The sequence below is a fragment of the Sphingomonas sp. BL-S-25 genome, assembly GCF_055521555.1.
In genome coordinates this window covers 4,066,526-4,089,708 of sequence record NZ_CM145486.1, presented here as the reverse complement: position 1 = coordinate 4,089,708, position 23,183 = coordinate 4,066,526, and the positions used below count along the sequence as shown (strand labels likewise).

General features: G+C 65.8%; 25 protein-coding genes. 10 read left to right on the top strand and 15 right to left on the bottom strand.

What is annotated here, in order from left to right; all coding sequences use genetic code 11:
* Positions 1 to 143 precede the first annotated feature (143 nt).
* From ACZ1H8_RS19745 to groES, 4 genes are all read right to left on the bottom strand, one after another.
* Positions 144 to 1,130, bottom strand: coding sequence for a TerC family protein (locus tag ACZ1H8_RS19745; RefSeq protein WP_465178931.1), 987 nt, complete (start codon positions 1,128 to 1,130; stop codon positions 144 to 146).
* Between the two features lie 3 nt (positions 1,131 to 1,133).
* Positions 1,134 to 1,304, bottom strand: coding sequence for a hypothetical protein (locus ACZ1H8_RS19740; RefSeq protein ID WP_465178930.1), 171 nt, complete (start codon positions 1,302 to 1,304; stop codon positions 1,134 to 1,136).
* A 317-nt stretch (positions 1,305 to 1,621) separates the two neighbouring features.
* Entirely contained in the window at positions 1,622 to 3,241 is a 1,620-nt protein-coding gene (groL, locus tag ACZ1H8_RS19735) for a chaperonin GroEL (protein WP_465178929.1), read from the bottom strand.
* Between the two features lie 51 nt (positions 3,242 to 3,292).
* Positions 3,293 to 3,607, bottom strand: a complete 315-nt coding sequence (gene groES, locus ACZ1H8_RS19730) for a co-chaperone GroES (RefSeq protein WP_465178928.1) — start codon at positions 3,605 to 3,607, stop codon at positions 3,293 to 3,295.
* Between the two features lie 256 nt (positions 3,608 to 3,863).
* Between groES and ACZ1H8_RS19725 the strand changes: the two genes are divergently transcribed.
* From ACZ1H8_RS19725 to ACZ1H8_RS19705, 5 genes are all read left to right on the top strand, one after another.
* A complete protein-coding gene (locus ACZ1H8_RS19725) occupies positions 3,864 to 4,100 on the top strand; it encodes a hypothetical protein (RefSeq protein WP_465181429.1) in 237 nt (78 codons plus the stop codon).
* Positions 4,097 to 4,366 carry an usg protein gene (locus ACZ1H8_RS19720; RefSeq protein ID WP_465178927.1) on the top strand — a complete coding sequence of 90 codons (270 nt, stop codon included), beginning with the start codon at positions 4,097 to 4,099 and terminating at the stop codon, positions 4,364 to 4,366. Before ACZ1H8_RS19725 ends, ACZ1H8_RS19720 begins: the two co-directional genes overlap by 4 nt.
* Before the next feature lie 44 nt (positions 4,367 to 4,410).
* Positions 4,411 to 4,767 (top strand): hypothetical protein, encoded by a 357-nt coding sequence (locus tag ACZ1H8_RS19715; RefSeq protein ID WP_465178926.1) that lies wholly within the window; start codon positions 4,411 to 4,413, stop codon positions 4,765 to 4,767.
* Positions 4,768 to 4,886: 119 nt separating this feature from the next.
* Positions 4,887 to 5,381 (top strand): Hsp20 family protein, encoded by a 495-nt coding sequence (locus ACZ1H8_RS19710; protein ID WP_465178925.1) that lies wholly within the window; start codon positions 4,887 to 4,889, stop codon positions 5,379 to 5,381.
* 392 nt (positions 5,382 to 5,773) lie between these two features.
* Positions 5,774 to 5,914: a hypothetical protein gene (locus ACZ1H8_RS19705; protein ID WP_465178924.1), complete on the top strand. Its 141-nt coding sequence runs from the start codon at positions 5,774 to 5,776 to the stop codon at positions 5,912 to 5,914.
* 102 nt (positions 5,915 to 6,016) lie between these two features.
* Here ACZ1H8_RS19705 and ACZ1H8_RS19700 read toward each other — a convergent pair whose 3' ends face one another.
* Positions 6,017 to 7,312 carry a chloride channel protein gene (locus ACZ1H8_RS19700; protein WP_465178923.1) on the bottom strand — a complete coding sequence of 432 codons (1,296 nt, stop codon included), beginning with the start codon at positions 7,310 to 7,312 and terminating at the stop codon, positions 6,017 to 6,019.
* 379 nt (positions 7,313 to 7,691) lie between these two features.
* Between ACZ1H8_RS19700 and ACZ1H8_RS19695 the strand changes: the two genes are divergently transcribed.
* Positions 7,692 to 8,633 carry a hypothetical protein gene (locus tag ACZ1H8_RS19695; protein WP_465178921.1) on the top strand — a complete coding sequence of 314 codons (942 nt, stop codon included), beginning with the start codon at positions 7,692 to 7,694 and terminating at the stop codon, positions 8,631 to 8,633.
* Positions 8,630 to 9,484, top strand: coding sequence for a sulfotransferase domain-containing protein (locus tag ACZ1H8_RS19690; protein ID WP_465178920.1), 855 nt, complete (start codon positions 8,630 to 8,632; stop codon positions 9,482 to 9,484). The genes ACZ1H8_RS19695 and ACZ1H8_RS19690 overlap by 4 nt, the downstream gene beginning before the upstream one ends.
* Positions 9,485 to 9,493: 9 nt before the next feature.
* Here the strand turns inward: ACZ1H8_RS19690 and ACZ1H8_RS19685 are convergent, their stop codons facing one another.
* Positions 9,494 to 11,425 (bottom strand): asparagine synthetase B family protein, encoded by a 1,932-nt coding sequence (locus ACZ1H8_RS19685; RefSeq protein WP_465178919.1) that lies wholly within the window; start codon positions 11,423 to 11,425, stop codon positions 9,494 to 9,496.
* A 12-nt stretch (positions 11,426 to 11,437) separates the two neighbouring features.
* Entirely contained in the window at positions 11,438 to 11,596 is a 159-nt protein-coding gene (locus tag ACZ1H8_RS19680; protein WP_465178917.1) for a hypothetical protein, read from the bottom strand.
* Between the two features lie 224 nt (positions 11,597 to 11,820).
* Here ACZ1H8_RS19680 and ACZ1H8_RS19675 point away from each other — a divergent pair, with 224 nt between their 5' ends.
* Positions 11,821 to 12,105 (top strand): PqqD family peptide modification chaperone, encoded by a 285-nt coding sequence (locus tag ACZ1H8_RS19675; protein WP_465178916.1) that lies wholly within the window; start codon positions 11,821 to 11,823, stop codon positions 12,103 to 12,105.
* A 9-nt stretch (positions 12,106 to 12,114) separates the two neighbouring features.
* Here the strand turns inward: ACZ1H8_RS19675 and ACZ1H8_RS19670 are convergent, their stop codons facing one another.
* From ACZ1H8_RS19670 to rpiA, 6 genes are all read right to left on the bottom strand, one after another.
* On the bottom strand, positions 12,115 to 12,765 hold the full coding sequence (locus tag ACZ1H8_RS19670) for a 2OG-Fe(II) oxygenase (RefSeq protein WP_465178915.1): 651 nt from the start codon (positions 12,763 to 12,765) through the stop codon (positions 12,115 to 12,117).
* 66 nt (positions 12,766 to 12,831) lie between these two features.
* Entirely contained in the window at positions 12,832 to 13,590 is a 759-nt protein-coding gene (locus tag ACZ1H8_RS19665; protein WP_465178913.1) for an HAD-IIB family hydrolase, read from the bottom strand.
* A 61-nt stretch (positions 13,591 to 13,651) separates the two neighbouring features.
* Entirely contained in the window at positions 13,652 to 14,461 is an 810-nt protein-coding gene (locus ACZ1H8_RS19660; RefSeq protein ID WP_465178912.1) for a Cof-type HAD-IIB family hydrolase, read from the bottom strand.
* 34 nt (positions 14,462 to 14,495) lie between these two features.
* A complete protein-coding gene (gene gnd, locus ACZ1H8_RS19655) occupies positions 14,496 to 15,482 on the bottom strand; it encodes a phosphogluconate dehydrogenase (NAD(+)-dependent, decarboxylating) (RefSeq protein WP_465178910.1) in 987 nt (328 codons plus the stop codon).
* Between the two features lie 60 nt (positions 15,483 to 15,542).
* Positions 15,543 to 17,618, bottom strand: coding sequence for a transketolase (tkt, locus tag ACZ1H8_RS19650; protein ID WP_465178909.1), 2,076 nt, complete (start codon positions 17,616 to 17,618; stop codon positions 15,543 to 15,545).
* A 31-nt stretch (positions 17,619 to 17,649) separates the two neighbouring features.
* Positions 17,650 to 18,360 (bottom strand): ribose-5-phosphate isomerase RpiA, encoded by a 711-nt coding sequence (rpiA, locus tag ACZ1H8_RS19645; protein ID WP_465178908.1) that lies wholly within the window; start codon positions 18,358 to 18,360, stop codon positions 17,650 to 17,652.
* Positions 18,361 to 18,560: 200 nt separating this feature from the next.
* On the opposite strand from rpiA, the gene ACZ1H8_RS19640 reads away from it, so the two are divergent.
* On the top strand, positions 18,561 to 20,597 hold the full coding sequence (locus ACZ1H8_RS19640) for a S46 family peptidase (protein ID WP_465178907.1): 2,037 nt from the start codon (positions 18,561 to 18,563) through the stop codon (positions 20,595 to 20,597).
* 9 nt (positions 20,598 to 20,606) lie between these two features.
* On the opposite strand, the gene ACZ1H8_RS19635 is transcribed toward ACZ1H8_RS19640, so the two are convergent.
* Both ACZ1H8_RS19635 and ACZ1H8_RS19630 read right to left on the bottom strand, forming a co-directional pair.
* Positions 20,607 to 20,879, bottom strand: coding sequence for a hypothetical protein (locus tag ACZ1H8_RS19635; RefSeq protein WP_465178906.1), 273 nt, complete (start codon positions 20,877 to 20,879; stop codon positions 20,607 to 20,609).
* Positions 20,876 to 21,328: a hypothetical protein gene (locus ACZ1H8_RS19630; RefSeq protein WP_465178905.1), complete on the bottom strand. Its 453-nt coding sequence runs from the start codon at positions 21,326 to 21,328 to the stop codon at positions 20,876 to 20,878. The genes ACZ1H8_RS19635 and ACZ1H8_RS19630 overlap by 4 nt, the downstream gene beginning before the upstream one ends.
* Positions 21,329 to 21,543: 215 nt before the next feature.
* Here ACZ1H8_RS19630 and ACZ1H8_RS19625 point away from each other — a divergent pair, with 215 nt between their 5' ends.
* Positions 21,544 to 23,139: a tyrosinase family protein gene (locus tag ACZ1H8_RS19625; protein ID WP_465178904.1), complete on the top strand. Its 1,596-nt coding sequence runs from the start codon at positions 21,544 to 21,546 to the stop codon at positions 23,137 to 23,139.
* Positions 23,140 to 23,183: the final 44 nt, after the last annotated feature.

The window sequence follows — 23,183 nt, the reverse complement described above, 5'->3', positions numbered from 1 at the left end:
CGCGCCCGCGGCCCCGAGAGCCGCGGTCCGTTCTCGGTGCACCGCGATGGTCGCGGTCGTCGCGCAAGCGCGTGATCCGACCTGCGGCCGCCTCCATGTCGCGAAGCGCATCGGCTGGCGGTCCAAACCGCCAGCCGGCACACTCATGCAGGGTCGATCGCGACCGTTCGTCCGCGCGTCTTCCACAGCGACCAGGCGATGCCACCCGCCAGGATCGCGAAGGTGATGCCGAGGGAGACCGGGGGCGGGATCTTGGCGAGCCCCAGTGCGTCTGCCACGAAAATCTTCGAGCCGATGAACACCAGCAACAGGCTCAGCGCATATTTGAGATAGTGGAAACGCTCCACCATTGCGGCAAGCGCGAAATAGAGCGCCCGCAGGCCGAGGATCGCGAAGATGTTCGACGTGTAGACGATGAACGGATCGGTGGTGATCGCAAAGATCGCGGGAACCGAATCGACCGCGAACACCACATCGACAAACTCGATCATCACGAGCGCGAGGAGCAGCGGCGTCATGAACCTTGCGTCGCGACCGGTTTTGGCGTCCCGCTGCCTTACCCAGAAATGCTGTTCATGCAGCGTATCGGTGACGCGAAAGCGACGACGCACCCAGCGCAGCAGCGGCGATGCGCCGACGTCATATTGCTTGTCGGCGTTCAACCACATCTTGATGCCGGTCAGGACGAGGAAGGCAGCGAAGAGATAGAGTACCCAGCTCCACGTCTGAACTGCCGCGGCCCCGAAGCCGATCATGATCGCCCGCAGCACGATCACCCCCAATATGCCCCAGAACAGCACCCGGTGCTGATAGCGACGCGGAATGCCGAAATAGGCGAAGATCATGGCGATGACGAAGACATTGTCCATCGCCAGGCTTTTCTCTATCACGAACCCGGTGACGTAGTTCATCCCGGCGGTGGCGCCCATATACCACCAGACCCATGCGCCGAAGCCGAGCCCGAGCGCGATGTAGAAGGCCGACATTGCGAGGCTTTCGCCCACGCCGATGTCACGTTCCTTTCGGTGCAGAACACCCAGGTCGAGTGCCAGCAGCGCGCCGACGATCGCGACAAAGCCGAGCCACATCCAGACCGGTTTGCCCAGCCAGAGAAGCGAGAGCAGTTCCATGGCTCACCTTCCGGCCGGAATGAGGGAATGACCAAGCCGCGAGCGCAGCCGGTGCTTGCGCTTCCACAGCAGCATCAGCCGCCACGGGTCGGGTTGGATGCGTGCCCGCTCGAGCTGCAGCATCTCATCGATCCGCTGCGCCGCGAGCATGACCGTGAACGTGAAAGATTTCATGTCTGCCGTCCTCCTGTGTGCGTTGCACTCGATCGGATGACAGCGCGGTGAAGCAGCAACGAACATGCACCGGTGTCACCCGATGCGGTCCGACATCGTGCGCCGCCGCCAGCGACGCACCAGAGGGGCCCGGTCCGCGGCATCGAACATAACCGCGGCCGGAGACGGGTCAAGATGCGATTGGCAGATGGTCGAAGGCGAACTCTGGGCGGGCAACAGGAACTCGTCGATGCTCCCCACGGCGTTCACCGCGTGCGCGGATCGGCTCGACACGGGGAAATCGATGGGCCCGGCGGCGCCGGACCCATCGCTTTCGCTCAATAGTCCATCGTCGGCATTGGCGCGGACTTCTCCTCCTTGGGCAGTTCCGCGACAAGCGCCTCGGTGGTGATCAGCAACGAGGCGACCGAGGCTGCATCCTGCAGGGCAGTGCGCACGACCTTCGCAGGGTCGATCACGCCCGCCTTGACCAGGTCTTCATAGTCGCCGGTCGCTGCGTTGAAGCCCCAGTTATATTCTGCGCTCTCCAGCAGCTTGCCGACGATCCAGGCGCCGTCCTCGCCGGCATTCTCGGCGATCTGACGCGCCGGCGCCCGAAGCGCACGACGAACGATGTCGATGCCCGACTGCTGATCGTCGTTGCTTGCCTTCAGGCCATCGAGCGCCTTCAGGCCGCGCAGCAGCGCGATGCCGCCGCCCGGCAGAATGCCTTCCTCGACGGCAGCGCGCGTGGCGTGCAGCGCGTCGTCGACGCGATCCTTCTTCTCCTTGACCTCGACCTCGGTCGCGCCGCCGACCCGGATGACCGCGACGCCGCCGGCCAGCTTGGCCAGCCGCTCCTGCAGCTTTTCGCGATCATAGTCGGACGTGGTGGTCTCGATCTGCCGGCGGATCTGCGCGACGCGGCCATCGATGTCCGCTTTGGAGCCGACGCCATCGATGATGGTCGTGTTGTCCTTGTCGATCACGACCTTCTTCGCGCGGCCGAGCATCGACACGGTGACATTCTCGAGCTTGGTGCCAAGCTCCTCGCTCACGACATTGCCGCCGGTCAGGATCGCGATATCCTCCAGCATCGCCTTGCGACGGTCCCCGAAGCCCGGTGCCTTGACCGCAGCGACCTTCAGCCCGCCGCGCAGCCGGTTGACGACCAGGGTGGCGAGCGCCTCGCCCTCGACATCCTCGGCGATGATCAGCAGCGGACGGCCCGACTGTACCACCTTCTCGAGCAGGGGGACCAGCGCCTGGAGATTCGAGAGCTTCTTCTCGTGGATCAGGACATAGGGGTCGTCGAGCTCGACGCGCAGCTTCTCGGTGTTGGTGATGAAATAGGGCGAGAGATAGCCGCGGTCGAACTGCATGCCGTCCACGGTCTCGAGCTCGGTCTCGAGACTCTTGGCTTCCTCGACGGTGATCACGCCTTCGTTACCGACCTTTTCCATTGCTTCGGCAAGGATGCGGCCGACTTCGGCGTCGCCATTTGCAGAGATGGTCGCGACTTGCGCGATCTCGCTATTGGCGCTGACCTTCCTGGCGTGGGATTCGAGATCCTTGACCACTGCGCGGACCGCAAGATCGATGCCGCGCTTGACATCCATCGGGTTCATGCCCGCGGCGACCGCCTTCGACCCTTCGCGAACGATTGCCTGGGCCAGAACGGTGGCGGTGGTGGTGCCGTCGCCGGCCTTGTCGTTCTGCTTGCTGGCGACCTCGCGCAGCATCTGCGCGCCCATATTCTCGAACTTGTCGGCCAGCTCGATTTCCTTGGCGACGGTAACGCCGTCCTTGGTGATGCGCGGCGCGCCGAAGCTCTTCTCGATCACGACGTTGCGGCCCTTCGGACCCAGCGTCACCTTCACTGCATTCGCAAGCGTATCCACGCCGCGCAGCATGCGATCACGCGCGTCCGACGCAAATTTCACTTCCTTGGCAGCCATCTTGGCTAACTCCTTTCTCTTGTCCTTCCTGAAGGTTGAGGATTGGAATGACTATGCCGCCTGCTTGAGCTCGGCGACCGGCTCGACGACACCCAGGATATCGCTCTCTTTCATGATCAGCAGCTCCTCGCCGTCGATCTTGACCTCGGTGCCGGACCATTTGCCGAACAGGATTCGGTCGCCAGGCCGAACGGTGAGCTCGATCAGCGTCCCGCTATCGTCGCGAGTGCCCGGGCCGACCGAAACAACTTCGCCCTCCTGGGGCTTCTCTCTGGCGGTATCGGGGATGATGATGCCGCCCGAGGTCTTCTCCTCGGCTTCGATGCGGCGGACGACCACACGGTCGTGCAAGGGGCGGAAATGCATGCATAACCTCCTATTGCAAAACATGGATGTGATGTGCCGGCGCCATCCGGCACCGAGCGGCGGTGAATTAGGAAAACAGATTTTTCCGTTCAAGAGCCGGAACGAGATTTTTTAGCACTCGTTGGCACAGGGTGCCAAAAGTGCGCATTGAAACTGGATCAAGGGTCTTGACCGTCGTGTGCGGTGGACCAAAATCAGCGTCGGCGGCACCAGCCGGCCCATGGAAAGGAGCGACAGCAAGGAAAGGAGGACAGCCATGTCGCAGCCCGTTTCCCGTTTTCTTCACCCCTTCGACGTCGCGCGTCATCCCAGCCTCGAGCCGGAAGTGAAGCGCGCCATTCTGGCCCGATGGGCATCAGACCGGTCCGCCGTTGCCGGCAAGCCGGCATTGCGCAAGCCGCCCGGCACGAGGCGATCGATTCCGGTCGACGATATCTTCGCCGCCCTGCGTTCGCTCGATGGCCAGGCCGGAGCGGGCCGCGCGTCGCAATGACCGATCGCGCTTTCCTCGCCCAGCTCGACGGCTATGGACTGACATTTGCGGAGATCCATTATTTCCGCCCCGACGCACCGTCGCTGCTGCAGCTGTTCGCCTGGCAGGAATATGATCTCGCGCCGGACTTTCCGGTGCTGCTCGAATTCCTGGACCACTGGCGACGCGAGATCGACGGCGCGTTGCACTCGATCCGGATCGAGCATGAGCGGCTGATCCGGCCAGCCGAGTGGCGCGCCGTCGGTGGCGTCATATCGGTGCAATGACCCGCGGACCGCTTCGCCGCTGGCGCGAACGGGGCGGGCGCGTCGTGCGCCTGACGCTGCCGTTCGAGGACATTATGGACTTCGCGCTCGCCCTACTTTCCGTGAGCCCCGGCGAGTTGGAGGCGCTCGGCTGGACGTTCGCCGACCGGAAGCGGTTGCTGGATCATTTCCTTGCCTCGGGCAAGGCGGCGCAGGGCGTGTCACGCGACGCGCTACCAACGTTCCCGATCGAACTCGCCATCCCGCAGCGGGACATCTCCCTATTGCAGCACTTCGCACGACGGGAGCTGCCAAAGGCGGCCAGTAACGCCGCGATGCTCGATCGCGTGCTCGACGCTCTCAATGCCGGGTCCCATCGATCGACTAAAAAATCCTTGCAGACGCCTCGAAGGGGTTCTTGAAAGCCGTTTGGCCCGAACCACATTGCCGCCGGCGGATGCCAAACCGGATCCGGTATGGAGAGCGTCCGCTCTCTCGGACGCATCTTCATAGACCTCGTTGCTCATTGGAGGACTTGGATATGAGGACCAATTACGACTTTGCGCCGTTCCGGCGCTCCACTGTCGGCTTCGACAGGCTGTTCGACCTGCTCGAAAGCGGGTTCACCACCCAGATCGCCGACAGCTATCCGCCGTTCGACCTCGTTCGCGACGGCGACGACCGCTATCGGATCACGATGGCGGTGGCCGGCTTCCGTCCGGACGAGATCGATGTGACGGCCCAGCAGAACATGCTGGTCGTGACCGGGCGAAAAGCGCACGGCGATGACAGTCGGTATATCCATCGCGGAATCGCTGCTCGCGATTTCGAGCGCCGCTTCGGACTTGCTGACTATGTGCAGGTGAAGCATGCCCACCTTGTCGACGGCATGCTGTCGATCGAGCTGGTGCGCGAAATCCCGGAGGCGATGAAGCCCCGCAAGATCGCAATCGGCGCCAGCGGCGACAATGCCCGCCGGATCGAGGATCGCTCGGACGGCCGGGGCGCGGAAGCAAAGCAGCTCGCAGCCGCTTGACGTCTGTCGGGCCCGCCGCATCCGCCGGCCGGCGGGCCATTCGCTGACTCCGCGACGCTCCGATTCCCGTCGGCGGTGCGTTTTGCCTGAAGCGCGCTCCAACAAGGAGCGCCACTCTAGATCCGGCGTCGTCTCTCATGGGAATTCGGAAGCGGCCTGAGCCGATCTATACAATCGCAGCCGTTCGATTTTCGTCCGGTACCATGGTGCGGCGTCACGCGGATGAACAATGGTCTCCAGGACCGGATCAGTTCCGTCAGACGAGGCAAAGCAGGGTTTCCGTTCGACCGACTTGCCGACGGACATGCGGAGCGTTTAGTGGCGGCCCGTGTCAAACGCGTTCAACGTCGGCGGTTCAGTCAATGATGGTCAGAAGCGGTAAGGACCTCGCAGTGGCATTGTCATGCCTGGCGATCATAGGAACGGCCATTTATTTCGACTGGCGCGCCGCCTTGCTGATGTATGTCGCGTGGCTGCTCGAGGATCGAATGCTCCGCAAGCCGGACCATAACCAGACACCGCACGATCATTAACTTGAACGATAGCAGGATGTTGGTCGTTACCGAGCCGGCAGCGCAGGACCCAGTCGACGTGATCGTCGCCCGGCGCGCAGCTCGACCAGCGAAGCTGCCGTTTCAACCTTTCGACACGATATCGCGATCGGCTGCCGGTGCGCTCTCCGAAAGTGCGTAGCGTTGCGCCAGGTCGTGATACAGGCGCTGCTTGCAAACCAGCTGGGCGGAAAATTCGGCCATCAATGCTGCGGCGACCAGCGGCAGCATCAGGCCGCGGCTCGCCGTCGTTTCGGAAATGATGATCACCGCGGTCAGGGGCGCGCGAACGACCCCGGTGAAATAGGCAACCATGCCGAGCAGCACGATCGCGCCCGGGGGATAGTCTGGCAGCAGGAGGCGCACCATGTCGCCGATCCCGGCGCCCACGGACAGCGACGGCGCGAAAATGCCTCCAGGCAGCCCCGACACGGCCGTCGCCAGCGTCGTCACGAACTTCGCGGCGCCGAACCAGATGGGAACATCGCCCCCGGCGATCAACGCATTCGCCGCCTGATAGCCTGTTCCCCATGTCATCGAGCTGGTCACGCCCAGCACGGCGACGACCGTTCCGCAAAGCAGCGCAAAGCGGACCGGGTGCGCGCGAAGCCAGCGCATCGGCGCGATCTGGGCACTGCCGGCGGCGAGCATCAGGCGCGAGAACAGGCCGCCCGCCAGTCCACCCACGACCCCCGCCACCGGTGCTGCGACCATCGCCTGACCGACAGTGAGCGTCTGGCGCATGCCGCCGAAATAGACATAGTCGCCGGCGATCCCAAGGCTGACCATGCCGGCGATCAGGACCGCCGTCATCACGAGCAGGGTCATGCGCTGTTCATAGGCGGCCGCCAGCTCCTCGATGGCAAAGGCGACCCCGGCCAGCGGGGTGTTGAACGCCGCCGCGACGCCCGCCGCACCGCCGGCGATGAATACCGAGGCGCGAAGTGGGATCGCCATCAACCGGTGCGCGTAGCCCATGATCGAGGCGGAAACCTGAACCGTCGGTCCCTCACGGCCCACCGAAGCCCCGAGCAGAAGGGCGCCGATGGTCAGCAGCATCTTCGACGCGACGGTGCGCGCCGAGACGAGTTCGGCCATGCCCTGATCGGGATTGCGCGAGGCTGCCATCACCTGGGGAATCCCTGACCCGCTGGCGGTCGGGGCGAATTTGCGGGTGAGCCAGGCCAGAATGGCGAAACCGGCGGGCGTCGCGATCAGCGGCGCCCACCACCAGCGCCTGGCGAACGCGCTGAACTGCTCCCCTGCCCAATCGGCGGCCTTCGCGAAAACCAGGGCAATGAGCCCGATCGCGATCGCCCCGCCAAGAATCGCGATCCGCCGCCGCCAGACCAGCGCACCCGGGCCATGCCGACGCAGCACTGTGCTGGCGCGTCTCCGCCATTCCTGTTCGGGCGGCAAGCTAGGTCGCCCTGACTGTCGATGGCCCTGACAAAGCGACGGGAAGCATCCCGTTCAACGGCATTTGCGGATGGGACATGAGCGAGCGATCATTGCGGGGGGAAGAGAGTGGTACGACGCCTTATATGCCGTGACGGCAGCCCTGACCATGATTACGGCCAGCGACCGTTATTGAGGCACCGACTGACCGGGTCGCGCTCCGCTGCATGCACCGCGAAAGGGATAAGCGGACCCAGGCGAAATCTGGAGGCGCTGGCGCTCGGACATCGGGCCAGGCGCATTTGCAAAGCGCCGGATCCAGCCTGTACAGCCACATCTCCGGGGTGCCCGCGAGCGAAAGGTGAGTGACGGATCTGTGACGGGAATGGCGGGCGACCATCATCTTTGCGGCTGGCGCGTGCGCAGCGAGTGGCCGCTTCCGGAACTCCTCCCCTGGGCGGGTGACGATCGGCCGGCGGATATCACCATTCGGCTCGGCACGGTGCCGGCGGAGCTTCCCGGCCAAGTGCGGAAGAACCCGCTGGTCCAGGTGAACGACCGGAACTGGCTGCGCTACACCGTTCGCAACGTCGCCGACTATCTGGTTCGCGACGGCAACGAGGTCATCATCGACACGCCGCATCCCGCTGGAACGCCCGACGTGGCGCTGTTCCTGCTGGGATCGGTCCTCGGCTTCCTGTGCCACCAGCGCGGGCTGCTGCCGCTTCACGCAAGCTGCGTGTCGATCGACGGCAGGGTCGTCGCGTTCGCCGGGCAATCCGGGTCAGGCAAGTCGACCATGGCGGCGCTGTTCCTCGCCCAGGGCGGGCAATTGCTGTCGGACGACGTCACGGTGATCGACGTCCATGCCGAGGGTGGGCCGGTGATGTTGCCCAGCTTCCCGCGGCAGAAACTGTGGCGAGACACGCTCGATGCGTTCGGCATCACGCCGGGACGCTATTTGCGCAGCACGGTCGATCTCGAGAAATTCGACCGACCTGTAACCGCGTCCTTCACCGCCACGCCACAACGTCTGGACGGCATCTACCAGATGCATCCGCGCATGCGTGAAGGCGCGCCGCGCCTCGCCCCGCTGGACGGACTGCCCGCGGTCCGGATGCTGTACGAGAATATCTATCGCCGTACCGCCGGCGCGCTGCTCGGCCATTCGGACCGCATCTTTCAGGATTGCACGCTGCTCGCCCGGGCATTGCCGCTCCAGGCGCTGGTCCTGCCCGACGGGATCGAGGCCGTGTCGCGCATGGGACCGGATCTGGGGCAGCTCCTGGCAGAGGCGCGATGACCCCGGCGCCGACCAAGGACAATGTCTGGCTGGCGTCCTATCCCAAGTCGGGCAACACCTGGATGCGGATCGCGCTGATCACGCTGCGTGGCGGGGGCAAGGCGATCGACCTTGGCGGCATGATCAATTCGATCGGCGTCTTCCTGGCGATGCGCCACCGGCTCGACATGGCGCTCGACATCGACTCCTCCGATCTCTCGCCGGAGGAGGCGCAGCTGCTCCGGCCCAAGATCTACGGGCTGATCGACACCCAGGCGCGCAAGACGACGATCTGGAAGATCCATGATTGCTGGGAACGCACCGCGGATGGCGAAGCGATGTTTCCGGTGGAGGCCACGGCACGCGCAATCTATCTGGTCCGCGATCCGCGCGATGTCGCCGCATCCTTCGCGCATCATTTCGAGATGGACGTCGACCGGGCGATCGCGGTCATGGGCGATCCCGACTATCGCGTCGCCGCCCGCACCGACGCCTCGCATTTCCATCTGCCCCAGCGCTATTCGAGCTGGAGCCGGCACGTGACCAGCTGGATCGACCAGTCTGGTCTCGATCCGCTCGTGATCCGTTACGAGGACATGGTGGCGGACTTCGCAGCCAGTCTGAAGCGCGTGGCGGAAGCGCTTGGCTGGCAATGCGACGATGCCGAAATCGAGGCGACCGTCTCGTCGACGCAATTCGACCGCCTGCGCGATCAGGAACGCGCCGGCGCCTTTCCCGAAGGTCTGCGCGGCGGGCGCCTGTTCTTCCGCCGCGGCATCGCCGGAGGCTGGCGCGACACGCTCAGTTCCGCACAAGCCGCGCGGATCGAGCGCGATCATGGCGAGGTCATGGCGCGCCTGGGCTATCTCTGAGCCCCTCGTCTATCCGTTCGAGCCTTCGACCCAGCGGATGAAGCGCCCATAATGAATGCCCCGCCCGAACAGGTCGAGCATGTCCGACGCCCGCGCCATCGCCGCATCTGCGTCCTCGGGCCAGTCCTCCGCGACCGCGCGCAGGCGTGGCAGGTCGACCATGGCGCGCGCCGCCGGCGACGCCTCCAGCCGATCGAGTTCCGCCATGAACGTGGGGCGCAGCTTCGTGAGGCGGTGGAACCAGTCGCCATTCTGATAGCCGCGCTTATGGTTGTTCACGACCTGCGGTGGCAGGCGGTCGGCGAGGACTTCGCGCGCAAAGGATCGCGGCTGACCGCCCCGCTGCCAGATCTCGGTGGGCAGCGCGAGGCAGAATTCGACGAGCCGGCGATCGCCCAGAGGATCGCGCAGGTCGCATCCGCTCACATAGGGATGGCCGGCCAGCCATTGGCTCTGCGACCAGTGTTTTTCGAGATAGGCCAGGCGAAAGCGCCGGTCGCGATCACCGCCGCTGCCCGAAAACAGCACCCGTTCGGTGATCGCATCCGCATCGACCGACGCAGCCAGCGTATCGGTCGCCGACGATCGGAGCCGCCACGCCCCGTGCGTGCCGCGCAGACCCCGCACACTTTGCCGGATGCGCGGGGAAACCGCATAGGCAATCAGCTTCTGCTGGATCAGCGGCCAGAGGCGATTGCCGCTGCGCCGCAACCCTCGCAGCTGTCGCGCCAGTTCGACGAAGCGCCCCGACATCGCGAGGTCGGCAAGTAGCGCCTCGCTGGTCCAGGACAGGGTGAGGTTCCCTGCCCCGCCGGTCAGCACGACGGACGCGCCCAAATCCTTGGTGCGGGCATAGAGCGGCTGCCACGCGCCGAAATTGGTGAAGTTGCGCAGCGGGATGCCGAATTCCCAGAACAGCCGGGTCGCATCTTCCTCGCCCGACGTCAGGTCGCCCGATGCGACGGCATGCGCGTCGATATTCGGGTAGAGCGCGGCCGTGGCCTTCGCCAGCGGCACCTCGTTGAAGAAGCCGCGAGGACGCTCGCGGGGAAGCGGCGTGGCGGGATCTGGGAAGGCGGTGAGCGTGTGAAGCGTGCCGGGATCGAGCAGCCGAGCCGCAGTTGCGGCGATGGCCGACGAATCGAGCCCGCCCGAGAGCTGACAGGCGACCGGATCCGACGCCCGCAGGCTGGCGCCGACCACCTCGTCAAGGACCTCATGCGCCGCCGCGACATAGTCTCGCGGATCGCGGTGGCGGATGCGACGGCCAGGATCGGGCTGCCAATAGCGACGGATCGTGTATTTCCCATCGCGCCAGATCAGATGGCTCGCCGGCGGCAGGCGGAAGACGCCCTGAAACGGCGTCAGGCCGGCCGGCATCGCCCGCGCCAGCAGCAGATGCGCCATCGCCGTCTCGTCGATGCGGCGCTCCATCCCTGGAAAGGCAAGCACGGCGATCGGCCGGGTTGCGAAGCACAGTCTTTTGCCATCGTCATGTGCGAAGATCGCGCGTCCGCCGGTGGAATCGACCGCCAGCACCAGGCGGCGCTCGACTTCGTCCCACCAGGCTAGGGCAAAGGCCCCGACAAAGCGCGCACAGGCATCGACGCCCCAGCGTTCGAGCGCGGCCATCGCCATACCGCCATCGCCGAGACGGGCGGCCTGCGCCGCTTCCAGCCCGAGCGCCTCGATCAGCGACTCGCGATTGTCCAGCCGCCCATCGAAGACGAAGCGCGCCGTGCCGCCGGCAAAGGCGGCTGGCAACCGATCCAGTCGATCCTCAGGGGTGAAGGCGCGCGGGACATGGACCAGCGCGGCGTCATCGCCGCGCCACAGGGAGGCCCTGCCCCCGCCGCCATAGGTTGCGGCAATGCTGCCAAGCCGCTCGGCGTCCCGCGGATCGGCCGAGCGCGCGCCGGCCAGACCAGCGAAGAACGACATTCGCGGAGAAGATCAGCTCCCGGTGGGCGAAGGCGAGAAGGTGCCGTCGCCCGGAGCGATCAGGCCGTTATTCTGCGTCTGCGCGGCCGGCAGGATCTCGACCTCGGGGGTCTGCCACGGCAGCTTCGCCGCACCGGTTTCCTCGGACGTGGTACGCGTGATGTCGGTCATCTTACTGTCCCTTTTTCAGCCGATCGTACGGACATAGCCCAATGCTCGCTGTGGCGCCGAGCGGCGCCGCATCGCTCCATGTCGTAGCGCTCTAGCACATCTGGAAAGAACAATGCATGTGCGAAAACAGAGTTTCATGGCGAAAACGAGTGGTTATTACAGCGCGTGCTGCGTCGGGATCAGGTCTCGAAGGCGGAACGGCAATCAAGGATAGTGACGGTCAGATGGCGGAACGGACTTTTCGGCGCAGCGACGGGCTGTTGAGCGCCTCGGTCGATGACGAGATCGTGATGATGAGCGTCGATGCCGGCCAATATTATAATCTGAACGCGATGGGCGCACAGATCTGGCAGCTGCTCGAGACGCCGAAGACGGTGGACCAGATCGTGGCGAGCCTTGCCGAAGCCTATGACGCCAGCGACGCGACGATCCGCGCCGAGGTCGGCGCCTTTCTCGACAAGATGGAGCGCGAAGGCGCGCTGGAGACGACAGGCGACGCGCAGGCCTGAGGCTCGACTTCAGCTGTCCCTCGGCGCTGCGGCGGCTTCACGATTATACCAGCAGTTGATCGCGAAGCGTGACTGCGCAAACTCTCCGTCCGGCAGGGATACCGGCCGCACCTCGTGCGGTGCCCAGGCGGGGAAGAGCAGCAGCCGATCGTGCACCGGCTCGATATCGGCGAAGGTGCCGCCCTGTTCTGCCGGGCGGATCGAATGCAGGCGCAGGTCGCCGCCCGAAAAGCCCTTGGGCGTCGCGTGGAAATAATAGACGCCGGTCAGCGCGCGATCCCGCCCCGCCCGATCGCCGCCGGTGAAGGTATCGATATGCCGGCGATAAAAGTCGCCATCACCATGCGCCGCCATCTCCATCGACAGGCCGGCAAGCGCGAAGGGCGCAAGGCCAAGCGTCTCGATCGCGCGCGGCAGCATGGTGCGGAAGCACGCGTCCACCTCCCCTGCCAGGTCGCCGAGGTCGCGCATCGTCCGCGAGCTGCGGACGGCGATATCGGTCCTGCGCTCACGATTGCCGAAGGTCGAACCGGCGAACTGGTCCTCATGCTCCTGCGCGAAGGCAAGCAGCCGATCGGCCAGACCCCGCCCGAACGCACCGTCGATGACGAGGTGCGGCGGAAGCGCGGCAAAGCTGCTCGGACGGGTCGCGGTCATCATCGAACCATAGCGAGAAACGCGAACGGGTCGAATCCCGACGACATCGTGGCGATCGGGAGGTCGCTGCTAGTGCGCAGCGTCCTGCAGCCATGACGTCAGCGCGCGCAGCACGTTTGCGGTTTCGACCGGATCTCGCACGGCCACGGTATCGATGCCTGCTGCCCGGACCGGGTCGTCGTTTCCGCCCGGATAGATGGCGTCGCCCAGGAACAGGATCGCGTCGCGCGCCACGCCGCTCTGCTCGACCAGCCGCTCGATCGCATAGGCCTTGTCGACGCCCTTGCCGGTGATGTCGATCGAGGTGGCGCCGCCGATCCGGATCGAGACATCGGGCAATGCCGTCACCAGCCGCTGCTGCAGCGCCTTGCGCTTGGCGAGGTCGGGGTCCCAGGCCTGTTTCTCGGCGAGCGGGGCCTGCTGTCCCAGCGCGGAGAAGGTGATCTGGCTGCCGCGATCCTCGATCTGCTCGCCCCAGATGCGCTGCGGGATCAGTCCGGCGTCGGCTACCGTCTGGTTCAGCGCCGCGAGGATCCGGTCGCGCTGATCGGTCGAGAAGGTTTCGGCATAGATTTGCGTCCAGCGGCGATCGACGAAGCGATAAAGCTTCGCCCCGGTCGTCGGCATGACGAACAGCCGATCGAGCCGCGCGCCGGCGGGCAAGCGCTCGACCAGCTGCGTCTCGAACTGCGGCCAGTCGCCGCCCGAGATCACCGCGACCATCGCGATGTCGAGCATGCGCCCGAGCAGTGCGGCCATGTCGGGCTGCAGCGGCTGCTTGCTCTCGGCCAGCGTCCCGTCGAGATCGAAAGCGATCAGCTGCTTCATATCACCGCGCACCTGATTTCGGCGAGATCGCAGCGATCCGCCGCTACCACCGGCACCCCGCTCATCCGGCGAGCAGCGGCAGCAGGATGCGGTCGATCGCCCGGGCGACACCGTCCTCCTCGTTGCTCCCGGTCACCTGCATCGCCGCCGCGCGCACTTCCTCGGGCGCCTGGCCCATCGCGATCGACAGGCCGGCGCGGGCGAACATCGGCAGGTCGTTGCGCTGGTCGCCGATCACCGCGACGCGGTCGAGCGGGACCGCCATCGCCTCGGCCAGCGCGGCGACGCCGTCACCCTTGTTCGCGGCCGGGGCAGTGATGTCGAGATAATAAGGCTGCGACCGGGCGACATTGGCGTCGGCGCCGAGCGCTTCGGCCACGTCCGCCTCCAGCCCGGCCAGCATCGCATGGTCCGACGACACCGCGACGATCTTGTCGCTGTCCTCGGCAAGGTCCGAGAGATCGGTGCACAGCACCGGTTCCTGGTTGGAGGACACGCGCTCGCGCGGGGTATAGTCGTCATCGAGCCGGTCGGTGAACCATTGCCCGCGCGCGAACAGCCAGCGGATGACGCCCGGCCGGTCGATCAGGTCGAGCGTGCGGGTCACCACCTCTGGCGCCAGATGCTCGGCCGACAGGATCGTCCCGTCCGGGCGCAGGATGGTTCCGCCGTTGAACGCGCCGATCGGCGCCGTCAGTGCCAGTTGCTCGGCGATCCACAGGATGCCGCTGGGCGGTCGGGCGCTGATCAGCGACACCGGCACGCCGGCGGCGATCAGCCGCCGCACGGCGTCGATCACGGCCGGGCTCAGGCTCTTGTCCGGCCGCACCAGCGTCCCGTCGATGTCGGAGATGAACAGCCGCGGGGTCATCGGGCGGGAAACCCCCGCGTCCCTCGCCTGTCGATCACTGCGGCATCTCGACATGCCCGCCGAACCCGAAGCGCATCGCCGAGAGCAATTTGTCGCCGAACGTGCCTTCGACCCGGCTGCGATAGCGGGCGAACAGCGCGGCCGAGAGGACATAGGCGGGAACCGCCTCTTCCATCGCCGCATCGATCGTCCAGCGGCCCTCGCCCGAATCCGCGACCTTGCCGCTATAGCTATCGAGCGCCTGATCCTTGGCCAGCGCATCCGCCGAAAGGTCGAGCAGCCAAGAGGAGATGACCGAACCGCGCCGCCACACTTCGGCAATGTCGGTCAGGTTGAGATCGAAGCGCTCGTCCTCGGGCAGCCGGTCCGACGACTTGCCCTTCAGCACGTCGAAGCCCTCGGCATAGGCCTGCATCAGGCCATATTCGATGCCGTTGTGGACCATCTTCACGAAATGGCCCGACCCAGCCTCGCCGGTATGGATATAGCCTTTCTCGGCACGCGGATCGCAGCCTTCGCGGTTCATCCGGTTCGGCGTCTGGGGGATGGTTCCGACGCCGGGGGCCAGCGCCTCGAAGACCGGATCGAGACGATCGACCGTCGCCTTGTCGCCGCCGATCATCATGCAGAAGCCCCGGCTGAGCCCCCAGACGCCGCCCGAAGTGCCGACATCGACATAATGGAGGCCGCGTTCGCCCGCGACCTTCGCACGCCGGATATCGTCCTTGTAGAAGCTGTTGCCGCCATCGATGATGATGTCACCCTGCTCCGCGATGCCCATCAGCTGTTCGATGGTGGTCTCGGTCGGCTCGCCGGCGGGCAGCATCACCCAGAAGATGCGCGGCGTCTCCAGCTTGGCGGCGACATCCTCCAGCGAGGTCGCGGCCGTCGCGCCATCACCGGCCAGCTTCTCCACCGCCTTGGCATTATGGTCGAAGCCGACGATCTCGTGGCCATGCTCCATCAACCGTCGCGCAATCCCGGCGCCCATCCGGCCGAGGCCGATCATGGCAAGACGCATGTGTTCTTCCTTTCACTCGATCACAGATTTGGCAGGGCGACCGCCGCCGCCCTCCCGAGGTCATTTTGCCCGGTCTAGCAGCGTGCGGGCCTGTTCGACGATATGGTCGACGGAGAAACCATATTTCTCCTGCAGCTTGGCGAGCGGTGCCGATGCGCCGAAGGTCGACATGGTGATGGTCGCGCCGTCGCTGGTGACATAGCGGTCCCACCCCATCGATCCGGCCTGCTCGACGGCCAGCCTGGCGGTGACCGATGGCGGCAGCACGGTTTCGCGATAGGCCCGGTCCTGCTTCTCGAACAGATACCAGCTCGGCAGCGACACAACGCGCGAGCGCACGCCCTCGCCGGTCAGCCGCTCATGCGCCTCGACCACCATCGGCAGCTCGGACCCGGTTCCGATCAGGATGATCTCGGGATCGCCACCCTCGGCATCGCCAAGGATATAGCCGCCCTGCTCCAGCCCGTCGGCCGAGGCGTAGCGGCTGCGGTCTAGCGTCGGGATCGCCTGGCGCGAGAAGATCAGCGCGGTTGGCTCATGCGTATGTTCCAGCGCGACCCTCCACGCGACCGCGACCTCGTTCGCATCGCCAGGGCGGATCGTGTCGAGCCCCGGAATGGCGCGCAGCGTCGCGAGATGCTCGATCGGCTGATGCGTCGGCCCATCCTCGCCCACGCCGATCGAGTCATGGGTGAAGACGAAGACCACCGGCAATTCCATGATCGCCGCCAGCCGGATCGGCGCGCGCATATAGTCGGCGAAGACCAGGAAGGTGCCCGTGTAGGGCCGCAGATAGCTGAGTGCCATGCCGTTGGCGATCGAGCCCATCGCATGCTCGCGCACGCCGAAGTGCAGGTTCTTGCCGGCATAGTCGCCTGGCTCGAACGACGACGCCCCCTTGATGTCGGTCTTGGTCGAGGGCGACAGGTCCGCCGCCCCGCCGAGCAAGGCGGGAATGTGCGGCGCGACTGCGTTCAGCACCTTGCCGCCGCTGTCGCGCGAGGCCAGTCCCTTGGCGTCCGCATCGAAGCTGGGGATGGCGTCCTGCCAGCCCGGCTTGACCTTGCCCCGGCGCAGGTCGTCGATCTCGGCGGCTTCCTGCGGGAAGGTCTGGCGGTAGCGTTCGAACAGCGTTTCCCAGGCCTCGCGAGCCGGGCGCCCGCGATCCGAGACCGCGCCGCCGAACGCCTGGGCCACGCCTTCCGGCACCAGGAACTGCGCATCCTCGGGCCAGCCATAGGCGCGTTTGGTCGCGCGGACATTGTCCTCGCCCAGCGCCTCTCCATGCGCCTTTTCCGAGCCCGCACGCGGCGAGCCCCAGCCGATGACCGATCGTACGACGATGAAGGTCGGACGGTCGTCGGTCGCCTTGAACGTCTTGATCGCCTCCGCCAGCGCCGCGGTGTCGTTGGCATCGTCGACATGGAGGACCTGCCAGCCATAGGCCTCGAAACGCTTGGCGACATCCTCGTCAAAGGCCAGGTCGGTGCTGCCCTCGATCGAGATGCGGTTGCTGTCGTATATCCAGCACAGGTTCGACAGCTTGAGATGACCGGCGACCGAGGCCGCCTCGCCGGAGACGCCCTCCATCATGTCGCCGTCGCCGCACAGGACATAGACGTCATGGTCGAACAGGTCGAAGCCGTCGCGATTGTACCGTGCGGCCAGAGCGCGTTCGGCGATCGCCATGCCGACCGAATTGCCGCAGCCCTGGCCCAGCGGCCCGGTGGTCGTCTCGACCCCGGTGGTCATGCGATATTCGGGATGGCCCGGCGTCTTCGAGGACAGCTGCCGGAACTGGCGGATATCGTCGAGGCTGACTGCCGGCTCGCCCGTGGGGCGACCATCGGCATCGATCTCGCGCACCCCGGCCAGGTGCAGCACGGCGTAGAGCAGCATCGAGGCGTGACCGACCGACAGCACGAACCGGTCGCGGTTGGGCCAGTCAGGCGTGGCAGGATCGTAGCGCAGGAAGCGGGTCCACAGCGTGTGTGCGACCGGCGCCAGTGCCATCGGCGTGCCCGGATGGCCGCTATTGGCCTTTTGCACCGCGTCCATCGACAGTGTGCGGATCGTGTCGATCGCCAGCCGCTCGGGCGATCCATCCTCGTGAAATGTGTCTGCGCTATCGGTCATGGGTCGGGAACTCCTGGGTCGCGGTGCGCGGCTATGCCTCGCGGTCGCGGGGATCGGATCGGGTTTCGAATGCAATTTCGCCGGACAGGTCGGCCAGGTACAGGGCGTCGATCTCGGTCACGAACAGGCCGTGACCGAACACGCCTGGGATCGCCGACAGCGCAGCGGCGAGCGCCGCGGGATCGGCGATCGCGTCGAATTGGCAATCGAGGATCGCATTCCCGGAATCGGTGATGAACCCGGCCTCCGCCCCGCGGCGAGGGACCGCGGTGGCACCGAGATCGGCGATTCGCGCAGCCACGAACGCCTGTGCCGCGGGCAGCACCTCCAGCGGAACCGGGCGGCGGCCGAGGCGCTGCACCCGCTTGCCGGCATCGGCAACAGCGATGTTCCGGCGTGCCATCGACGCGACGATCTTCTCGATCAGCATCGCCCCGCCCCCGCCCTTGATCGCGCGAAGCGCCGGGTCGATCTCGTCGACCCCGTCGATGCACAGATCGACTTCGCTCAGTCCGGCGAGCGGCACGATCGGAATGCCTGCCGTCCGAGCGGCGGCTTCGGTCTGGCGAGACGTTGCTACCGCGGTCACGGCAAGCCCTTCGGCGACGCGGCGGCCCAGCAGTTCGATGACGAAGGCTGCGGTCGATCCTGTCCCCACTCCGATCATCATCCCGGGGCGCACTTCTTCGACCGCGGCGGCAGCAGCCCGCCTCTTCATCTCGTCCGGCGAAGCTTCGACCATGGCGCAGAAACGAGGATCGGACAGTGCAGTTCCGCAACTCGGGGACTTGGAGCGCGCACCAGCGACGAACGACGCCCTCGCTGCGCTACCTCGACGACTGGCAAAAACATGACCGGAACATCACCAAGATTTAATGATACATCATCTCGCAATCTGTTAGCGATTGGAGCAGTCGAACTATCAATCGGAACTACACCGTCATGCGAGTGTCTCCCCTGATCGCCCTGCTTGCGGCTTCCTGCCTCACGACCCCCGCCCTTGCCGATGAAGGCATGTGGACGTTCGACAACTTCCCGGCGGCCAAGGTGAAGGCGGAATATGGCGTCACGATCGATCAGGCATGGCTCGACAAGGTCCGCGGCGCCGCGGTCAGGCTCTCGGGCGGCTGCTCGGCTTCGGTCGTGGGCGCGCGCGGCCTGGTGCTGACCAACAATCACTGCGTCGCCGAATGCGCGCAGGACCTCTCGTCCAAGGGAGATGACCTGTACACGCACGGGCTGGTGACCGCGCGCATCGAGGAGGAGCGCAAATGCCCGGGTATGCAGGGCGAAATCCTGGAAGGGATCACCGACGTCACCGCCCAGGTCCGCAGTGCCGGAAGCGGCCGCACCGGGGCCGCTCTGATCGAGGCGCGCACCGCCGCGATCGGCGCGATCGAGCAGAAAGGATGTGCCCAGTCGCCCGCAACCCTTCGCTGTCAGGTGGTCGACCTCTATCATGGCGGCCAGTACAAGCTGTACCGCTACCGCAAATATGACGATGTGCGGCTGGTTTTCTCGCCCGGCGTGCCGACCGCCTTTTTCGGCGGCGACCCCGACAATTTCAACTTCCCGCGCTACGCGCTCGATGCTGCGTTCCTGCGGCTCTACGACGGCGGCAAGCCGGCCGCGACGCCGCAGCATCTGCGCTGGAACCCCGCGCCGCCCACCGCTGGAGAGCCGGTCTTCGTCGCGGGCAATCCGGGCGGCACCGACAGGCAGCTGACCGTCGCCCAGCTCGAGCGGCAACGCGACCGAACCGTGCCCCTCGCGCTGGTCCGCCTCGCCGAGCTTCGCGGTCGCCTGATCCAGTTCGGCAGCGAGTCCGACGAGCATCGCCGGCTGGCGCAGGACCTGCTGTTCGGGATCGAGAACAGCTACAAGGTCTATTATGGGCGGCTGCTGGCGCTGAACGATGCCGGCTTCATGGCCGGCAAGCGCGGGTCGGAGGCGGCGCTTCGCAGCCGGGCCGGGCTCAGCGACGATCCCTGGCAGCAGATCGCCGATGCGCAGGCGAAGGCGGATACGCTGAACCTCGACTATAGCTATATCGCGGGCGGGCCGATGGGGTCGTCGCTGTTCGAATATGCCCGCGCGCTGGTGCGGGCCGGCGCCGAGCGCGCCAAGCCGTCCGGCAAGCGCGCCTCGGGGTTCACGGACTCGCAACTCGCCCTGCTCGAAAAGGAATTGCTCGACCCGACGCCGGTGTCGCCCGAGCTGGAGCAGCTGGTGCTCACTTTCTGGCTGTCCAAGGCGCGCGAATATCTCGGCGCCGACGGCAGCGGGACGAAGTTGCTGCTCGGCAAGGACAGTCCGGAGACGTTGGGGGCCGCGCTTTCCAGGTCACGGCTCGGCGATCCGGCCTATCGCAGGCAGTTGTGGGAGGGCGGCGCGGCAGCCATTGCGGCGTCGGACGACCCGATGATCGTCTTCGCCCGCCGCATCGATCCCGAAGCGCGCCGGCTCCAGGCGGCCTGGAACGACGCAGTGGCGGGTCCGACGGTCGCCGCGAGCGAGCAGATCGCGCAAGCCCGGTTCAAGGTGTTCGGCGACAGCCTGTATCCCGACGCGACCTTCACCCTGCGCCTGTCCTATGGCCGCATCGCCGGATGGGACGAGCACGGCAAGCCGGTCCCGCCCTTCACCTATTTTGCCGGATTGTACGATCGTGCAACAGGCCAGGATCCGTTCAAGCTCGATCCGCGCTGGATCGCGGCGAAGGATCGGCTGAACCCCGGGACCGTCTTCAACATCAGCACGACCAACGACATCATCGGCGGCAATTCGGGATCGCCGTTGATCAACGCGAAAGGCGAGGTGATCGGGGCGGTGTTCGACGGCAACATCCACAGCCTGGGCGGCGATTATGGCTATGACGCCGCCACCAACCGGGCGGTATCGGTCTCTGCCGCGTCCGTCAGCGAGGCCTTGCGCAAGGTCTATGGCGCAAATGCCCTTGCCGACGAGCTGGGGGTCTGAGGCGTAGGGTCAGGCGGGATCGGGATCGGCGCCAGGGACCAGTTTCGACTTGCGCGGGCAGCTGAGGTGCGCGCAGCCGCTGTCCGGCTGACGATCCGGCCGGGCGGGGTCCGGCGGTCCCAGCGGAATTGCGAGCCAGTGCCGTTCGCCCCCGGAGCATAGCGACACCCATGCCAGTCTCGGCAGCGCCGCGGCTGCGGGCGTCGCGACCAGCACCGACGCGGCGAACCATGCCAGCCCCGCCGCCCCCGCGTGGCCGAGGGATCGGATCGCGGGCATCATGCCGACAGGATGTTCGATCGGAGTGTTCGCGCCGGCGGCGCGTCCGAATGGCCGACCGCAACGAACGACGCCGTTACACCCGCCGGCGAGTGCGGGCCATGGGCGTTCACCCGAATGACGGTGCCGACGAGGCAGCGTTTCTGGTCGATGCCCTCGGGCCAGTCGAATGCGGCGACCCCGCGATAGTGATAGCGCCACCCTTGCGTCGCCGTCCCGGCGATCCCAAGCCCGATCAGCGCGAAGCCGGCACCGTCCCGATCCTCCTCGCCGTCCAGCGTCAGCGCATAGCCGGTGCCCATGCCGAGCGCCCCCGTGATCCGGCCCTCGCTCGTCTGTCGAAGGTCGAATATCCCTTCGCCGAAGATCAGACCGAGCGCGGCCTGGGCGTCATCGCCGACCAGTGCGGTGTCGTTGCGGTAGCTGCGATAGGTCCATTTGCCCGCGATCATCGACCTGCCCCCTCTCTCAAGTAAGCTGACGACAACCATGGAGTTTCACAAGACAATCTCCAGTCGTTATCCAGAGTGCTATCGGACCTGCTCATTGCCATACTGGCATGAATTGTCGCCGAACCGGCAGGATTTTTACTCGATTATGCGACTCGATTGCGCTGGACGACTCGTTTTCCGAAGCGAATACAGTCGCCATTCGGAGGGGAACCATCATGGCCACGACCGCTACGCCGCGCATCCGCCGCTCGCTGACCGACATCCAGGCCGACTATGACGCCGGCAAGACCACGGAACTCGATACGCTGATGCGCGCCTGGCGGGCGATCAAGGCGCTGCCGCCCGAGGACCCCAATTCCTTCTTCACGATCGGCGGCTATCACGGCGAGCCGTTCGGCGGGCCGGGCGCAACCAATCCAAGCTGGTGGGGTGGCTATTGCCAGCATGGCACCGTCCTGTTCCCCAGCTGGCATCGGGCCTATCTCTACCGCATCGAGGAAGCGTTGCGGACCATCCCCGGATGCGCGGACGTCACCCTGCCCTTTTGGGACGAGTGCAGCGAGGACGCCCGGACGAACGGCATTCCCCGGGCGTTGACCGATGAATTCTTCACGCTGGACGGCGAACGAATTCCCAATCCGCTGCGATCGTTCATCCTGCCCGTCGACATCGTCGATCAGGTCGAGGGCGACAATGCGCTGTACAGCAAGGCGGCGGGATACGAGACGGTCCGCTTCCCGCTGTCGGGGCTGGTCGGAACCCCGGCGGACCGCGCGGCGACGGCCGCGCACAATGCGCAATTCCCCGACCATGCCACCAATGTCGCCCTGCTCAACGCCAATATCGTGACCTGGCTCAACACCAAGTTCAGGCTCGACGGAAAGACGCGCGGGCAGATCGCCTATCGCTTTCAGCAATGTATGGACGCGCCGACCTACACGCTGTTTTCCAATACCACGTCGATGACGAACTGGAACAATCTCAATCCCGACAAGCTGGTGTGCGCGCTGGAGAATCCGCACAACTACATGCACCTGGCCGTCGGCGGGTTCGATGTGCCCGGACAGGGCAATGCCTCGCTGATCCGCGGCGCCAATGGCGACATGGGAGAAAACGACACGGCGGCGCTCGATCCGATCTTCTACTTCCACCACTGCTTCATCGATTACGCTTTCTGGATCTGGCAGCAGCGCCACGGCGCGACCGACAGTTTCACGATCGACGCCGGCGACCCCGGCGCGGTCTATAGCGCTGGCAATAACCAGCCGCCCAACGGTGCCGATCCCGATGCCGGCATGGACATGACGACACCGCTGGACCCGTTCAAAAAGCCGGACGGCACCCCCTTCACCACCGCCGACTGCATCAATATCGAGACCCAACTCGGCTATCGCTACGGACCCGGATCGCTCGACACCTATGCCACGCAGCAGTTGCTGGCGGCCGCGGTGCCCGAACGCGCGACGCAGGACCGCACCGTGCACGTCGCCGGGATCGACCGCACGCGAATCCGCGGGTCGTTCCTGGTCGCGGCCTATGCCGAGGTGAATGGCGAACGCCAGTTGATCGGCCTCGATCCGGTCCTGAGCCGCTGGCATGTCGAGGGCTGCGCGAATTGCCAGAACCATCTCACCGTTTCGTCGGACTTCATCCTGCCTCAGGACCATGGCGGCGTGACGGTGGAGGTCCATACCCGGCGCGGCCTGGCATCGGCCGGGCGTGTCGCACCCGACGGGTCGCCCAAGCGCGCCATGCTGGCAGAGGCAGACATTGCCGCCGCCCCCGCGGCCTTCACCATCGAGATCCGCTGAACATATTGCGCCTCCGTCCGGCCGCGCCAAAGACGATAGTCATG

Excerpts from the sequence above, each read along its gene's own strand:
- ACZ1H8_RS19725 (WP_465181429.1), top strand. The coding sequence starts at position 3,864 with ATGTCGCAGCCCGTTTCCCGTTTTCTTCACCCCTTCGACGTCGCGCGT.
- ACZ1H8_RS19625 (WP_465178904.1), top strand. The coding sequence starts at position 21,544 with ATGGCCACGACCGCTACGCCGCGCATCCGCCGCTCGCTGACCGACATC.
- ACZ1H8_RS19745 (WP_465178931.1), bottom strand. The coding sequence starts at position 1,130 with ATGGAACTGCTCTCGCTTCTCTGGCTGGGCAAACCGGTCTGGATGTGG.
- groES (WP_465178928.1), bottom strand. The coding sequence starts at position 3,607 with ATGCATTTCCGCCCCTTGCACGACCGTGTGGTCGTCCGCCGCATCGAA.
- ACZ1H8_RS19720 (WP_465178927.1), top strand. The coding sequence starts at position 4,097 with ATGACCGATCGCGCTTTCCTCGCCCAGCTCGACGGCTATGGACTGACA.
- ACZ1H8_RS19635 (WP_465178906.1), bottom strand. The coding sequence starts at position 20,879 with ATGATGCCCGCGATCCGATCCCTCGGCCACGCGGGGGCGGCGGGGCTG.
- ACZ1H8_RS19665 (WP_465178913.1), bottom strand. The coding sequence starts at position 13,590 with ATGAAGCAGCTGATCGCTTTCGATCTCGACGGGACGCTGGCCGAGAGC.
- tkt (WP_465178909.1), bottom strand. The coding sequence starts at position 17,618 with ATGACCGATAGCGCAGACACATTTCACGAGGATGGATCGCCCGAGCGG.
- ACZ1H8_RS19670 (WP_465178915.1), bottom strand. The coding sequence starts at position 12,765 with ATGATGACCGCGACCCGTCCGAGCAGCTTTGCCGCGCTTCCGCCGCAC.
- ACZ1H8_RS19660 (WP_465178912.1), bottom strand. The coding sequence starts at position 14,461 with ATGACCCCGCGGCTGTTCATCTCCGACATCGACGGGACGCTGGTGCGG.
- gnd (WP_465178910.1), bottom strand. The coding sequence starts at position 15,482 with ATGCGTCTTGCCATGATCGGCCTCGGCCGGATGGGCGCCGGGATTGCG.
- ACZ1H8_RS19740 (WP_465178930.1), bottom strand. The coding sequence starts at position 1,304 with ATGAAATCTTTCACGTTCACGGTCATGCTCGCGGCGCAGCGGATCGAT.
- ACZ1H8_RS19680 (WP_465178917.1), bottom strand. The coding sequence starts at position 11,596 with ATGACCGACATCACGCGTACCACGTCCGAGGAAACCGGTGCGGCGAAG.
- groL (WP_465178929.1), bottom strand. The coding sequence starts at position 3,241 with ATGGCTGCCAAGGAAGTGAAATTTGCGTCGGACGCGCGTGATCGCATG.
- ACZ1H8_RS19710 (WP_465178925.1), top strand. The coding sequence starts at position 4,887 with ATGAGGACCAATTACGACTTTGCGCCGTTCCGGCGCTCCACTGTCGGC.
- ACZ1H8_RS19640 (WP_465178907.1), top strand. The coding sequence starts at position 18,561 with ATGCGAGTGTCTCCCCTGATCGCCCTGCTTGCGGCTTCCTGCCTCACG.
- ACZ1H8_RS19630 (WP_465178905.1), bottom strand. The coding sequence starts at position 21,328 with ATGATCGCGGGCAAATGGACCTATCGCAGCTACCGCAACGACACCGCA.
- ACZ1H8_RS19690 (WP_465178920.1), top strand. The coding sequence starts at position 8,630 with ATGACCCCGGCGCCGACCAAGGACAATGTCTGGCTGGCGTCCTATCCC.
- ACZ1H8_RS19685 (WP_465178919.1), bottom strand. The coding sequence starts at position 11,425 with ATGTCGTTCTTCGCTGGTCTGGCCGGCGCGCGCTCGGCCGATCCGCGG.
- ACZ1H8_RS19675 (WP_465178916.1), top strand. The coding sequence starts at position 11,821 with ATGGCGGAACGGACTTTTCGGCGCAGCGACGGGCTGTTGAGCGCCTCG.
- rpiA (WP_465178908.1), bottom strand. The coding sequence starts at position 18,360 with ATGGTCGAAGCTTCGCCGGACGAGATGAAGAGGCGGGCTGCTGCCGCC.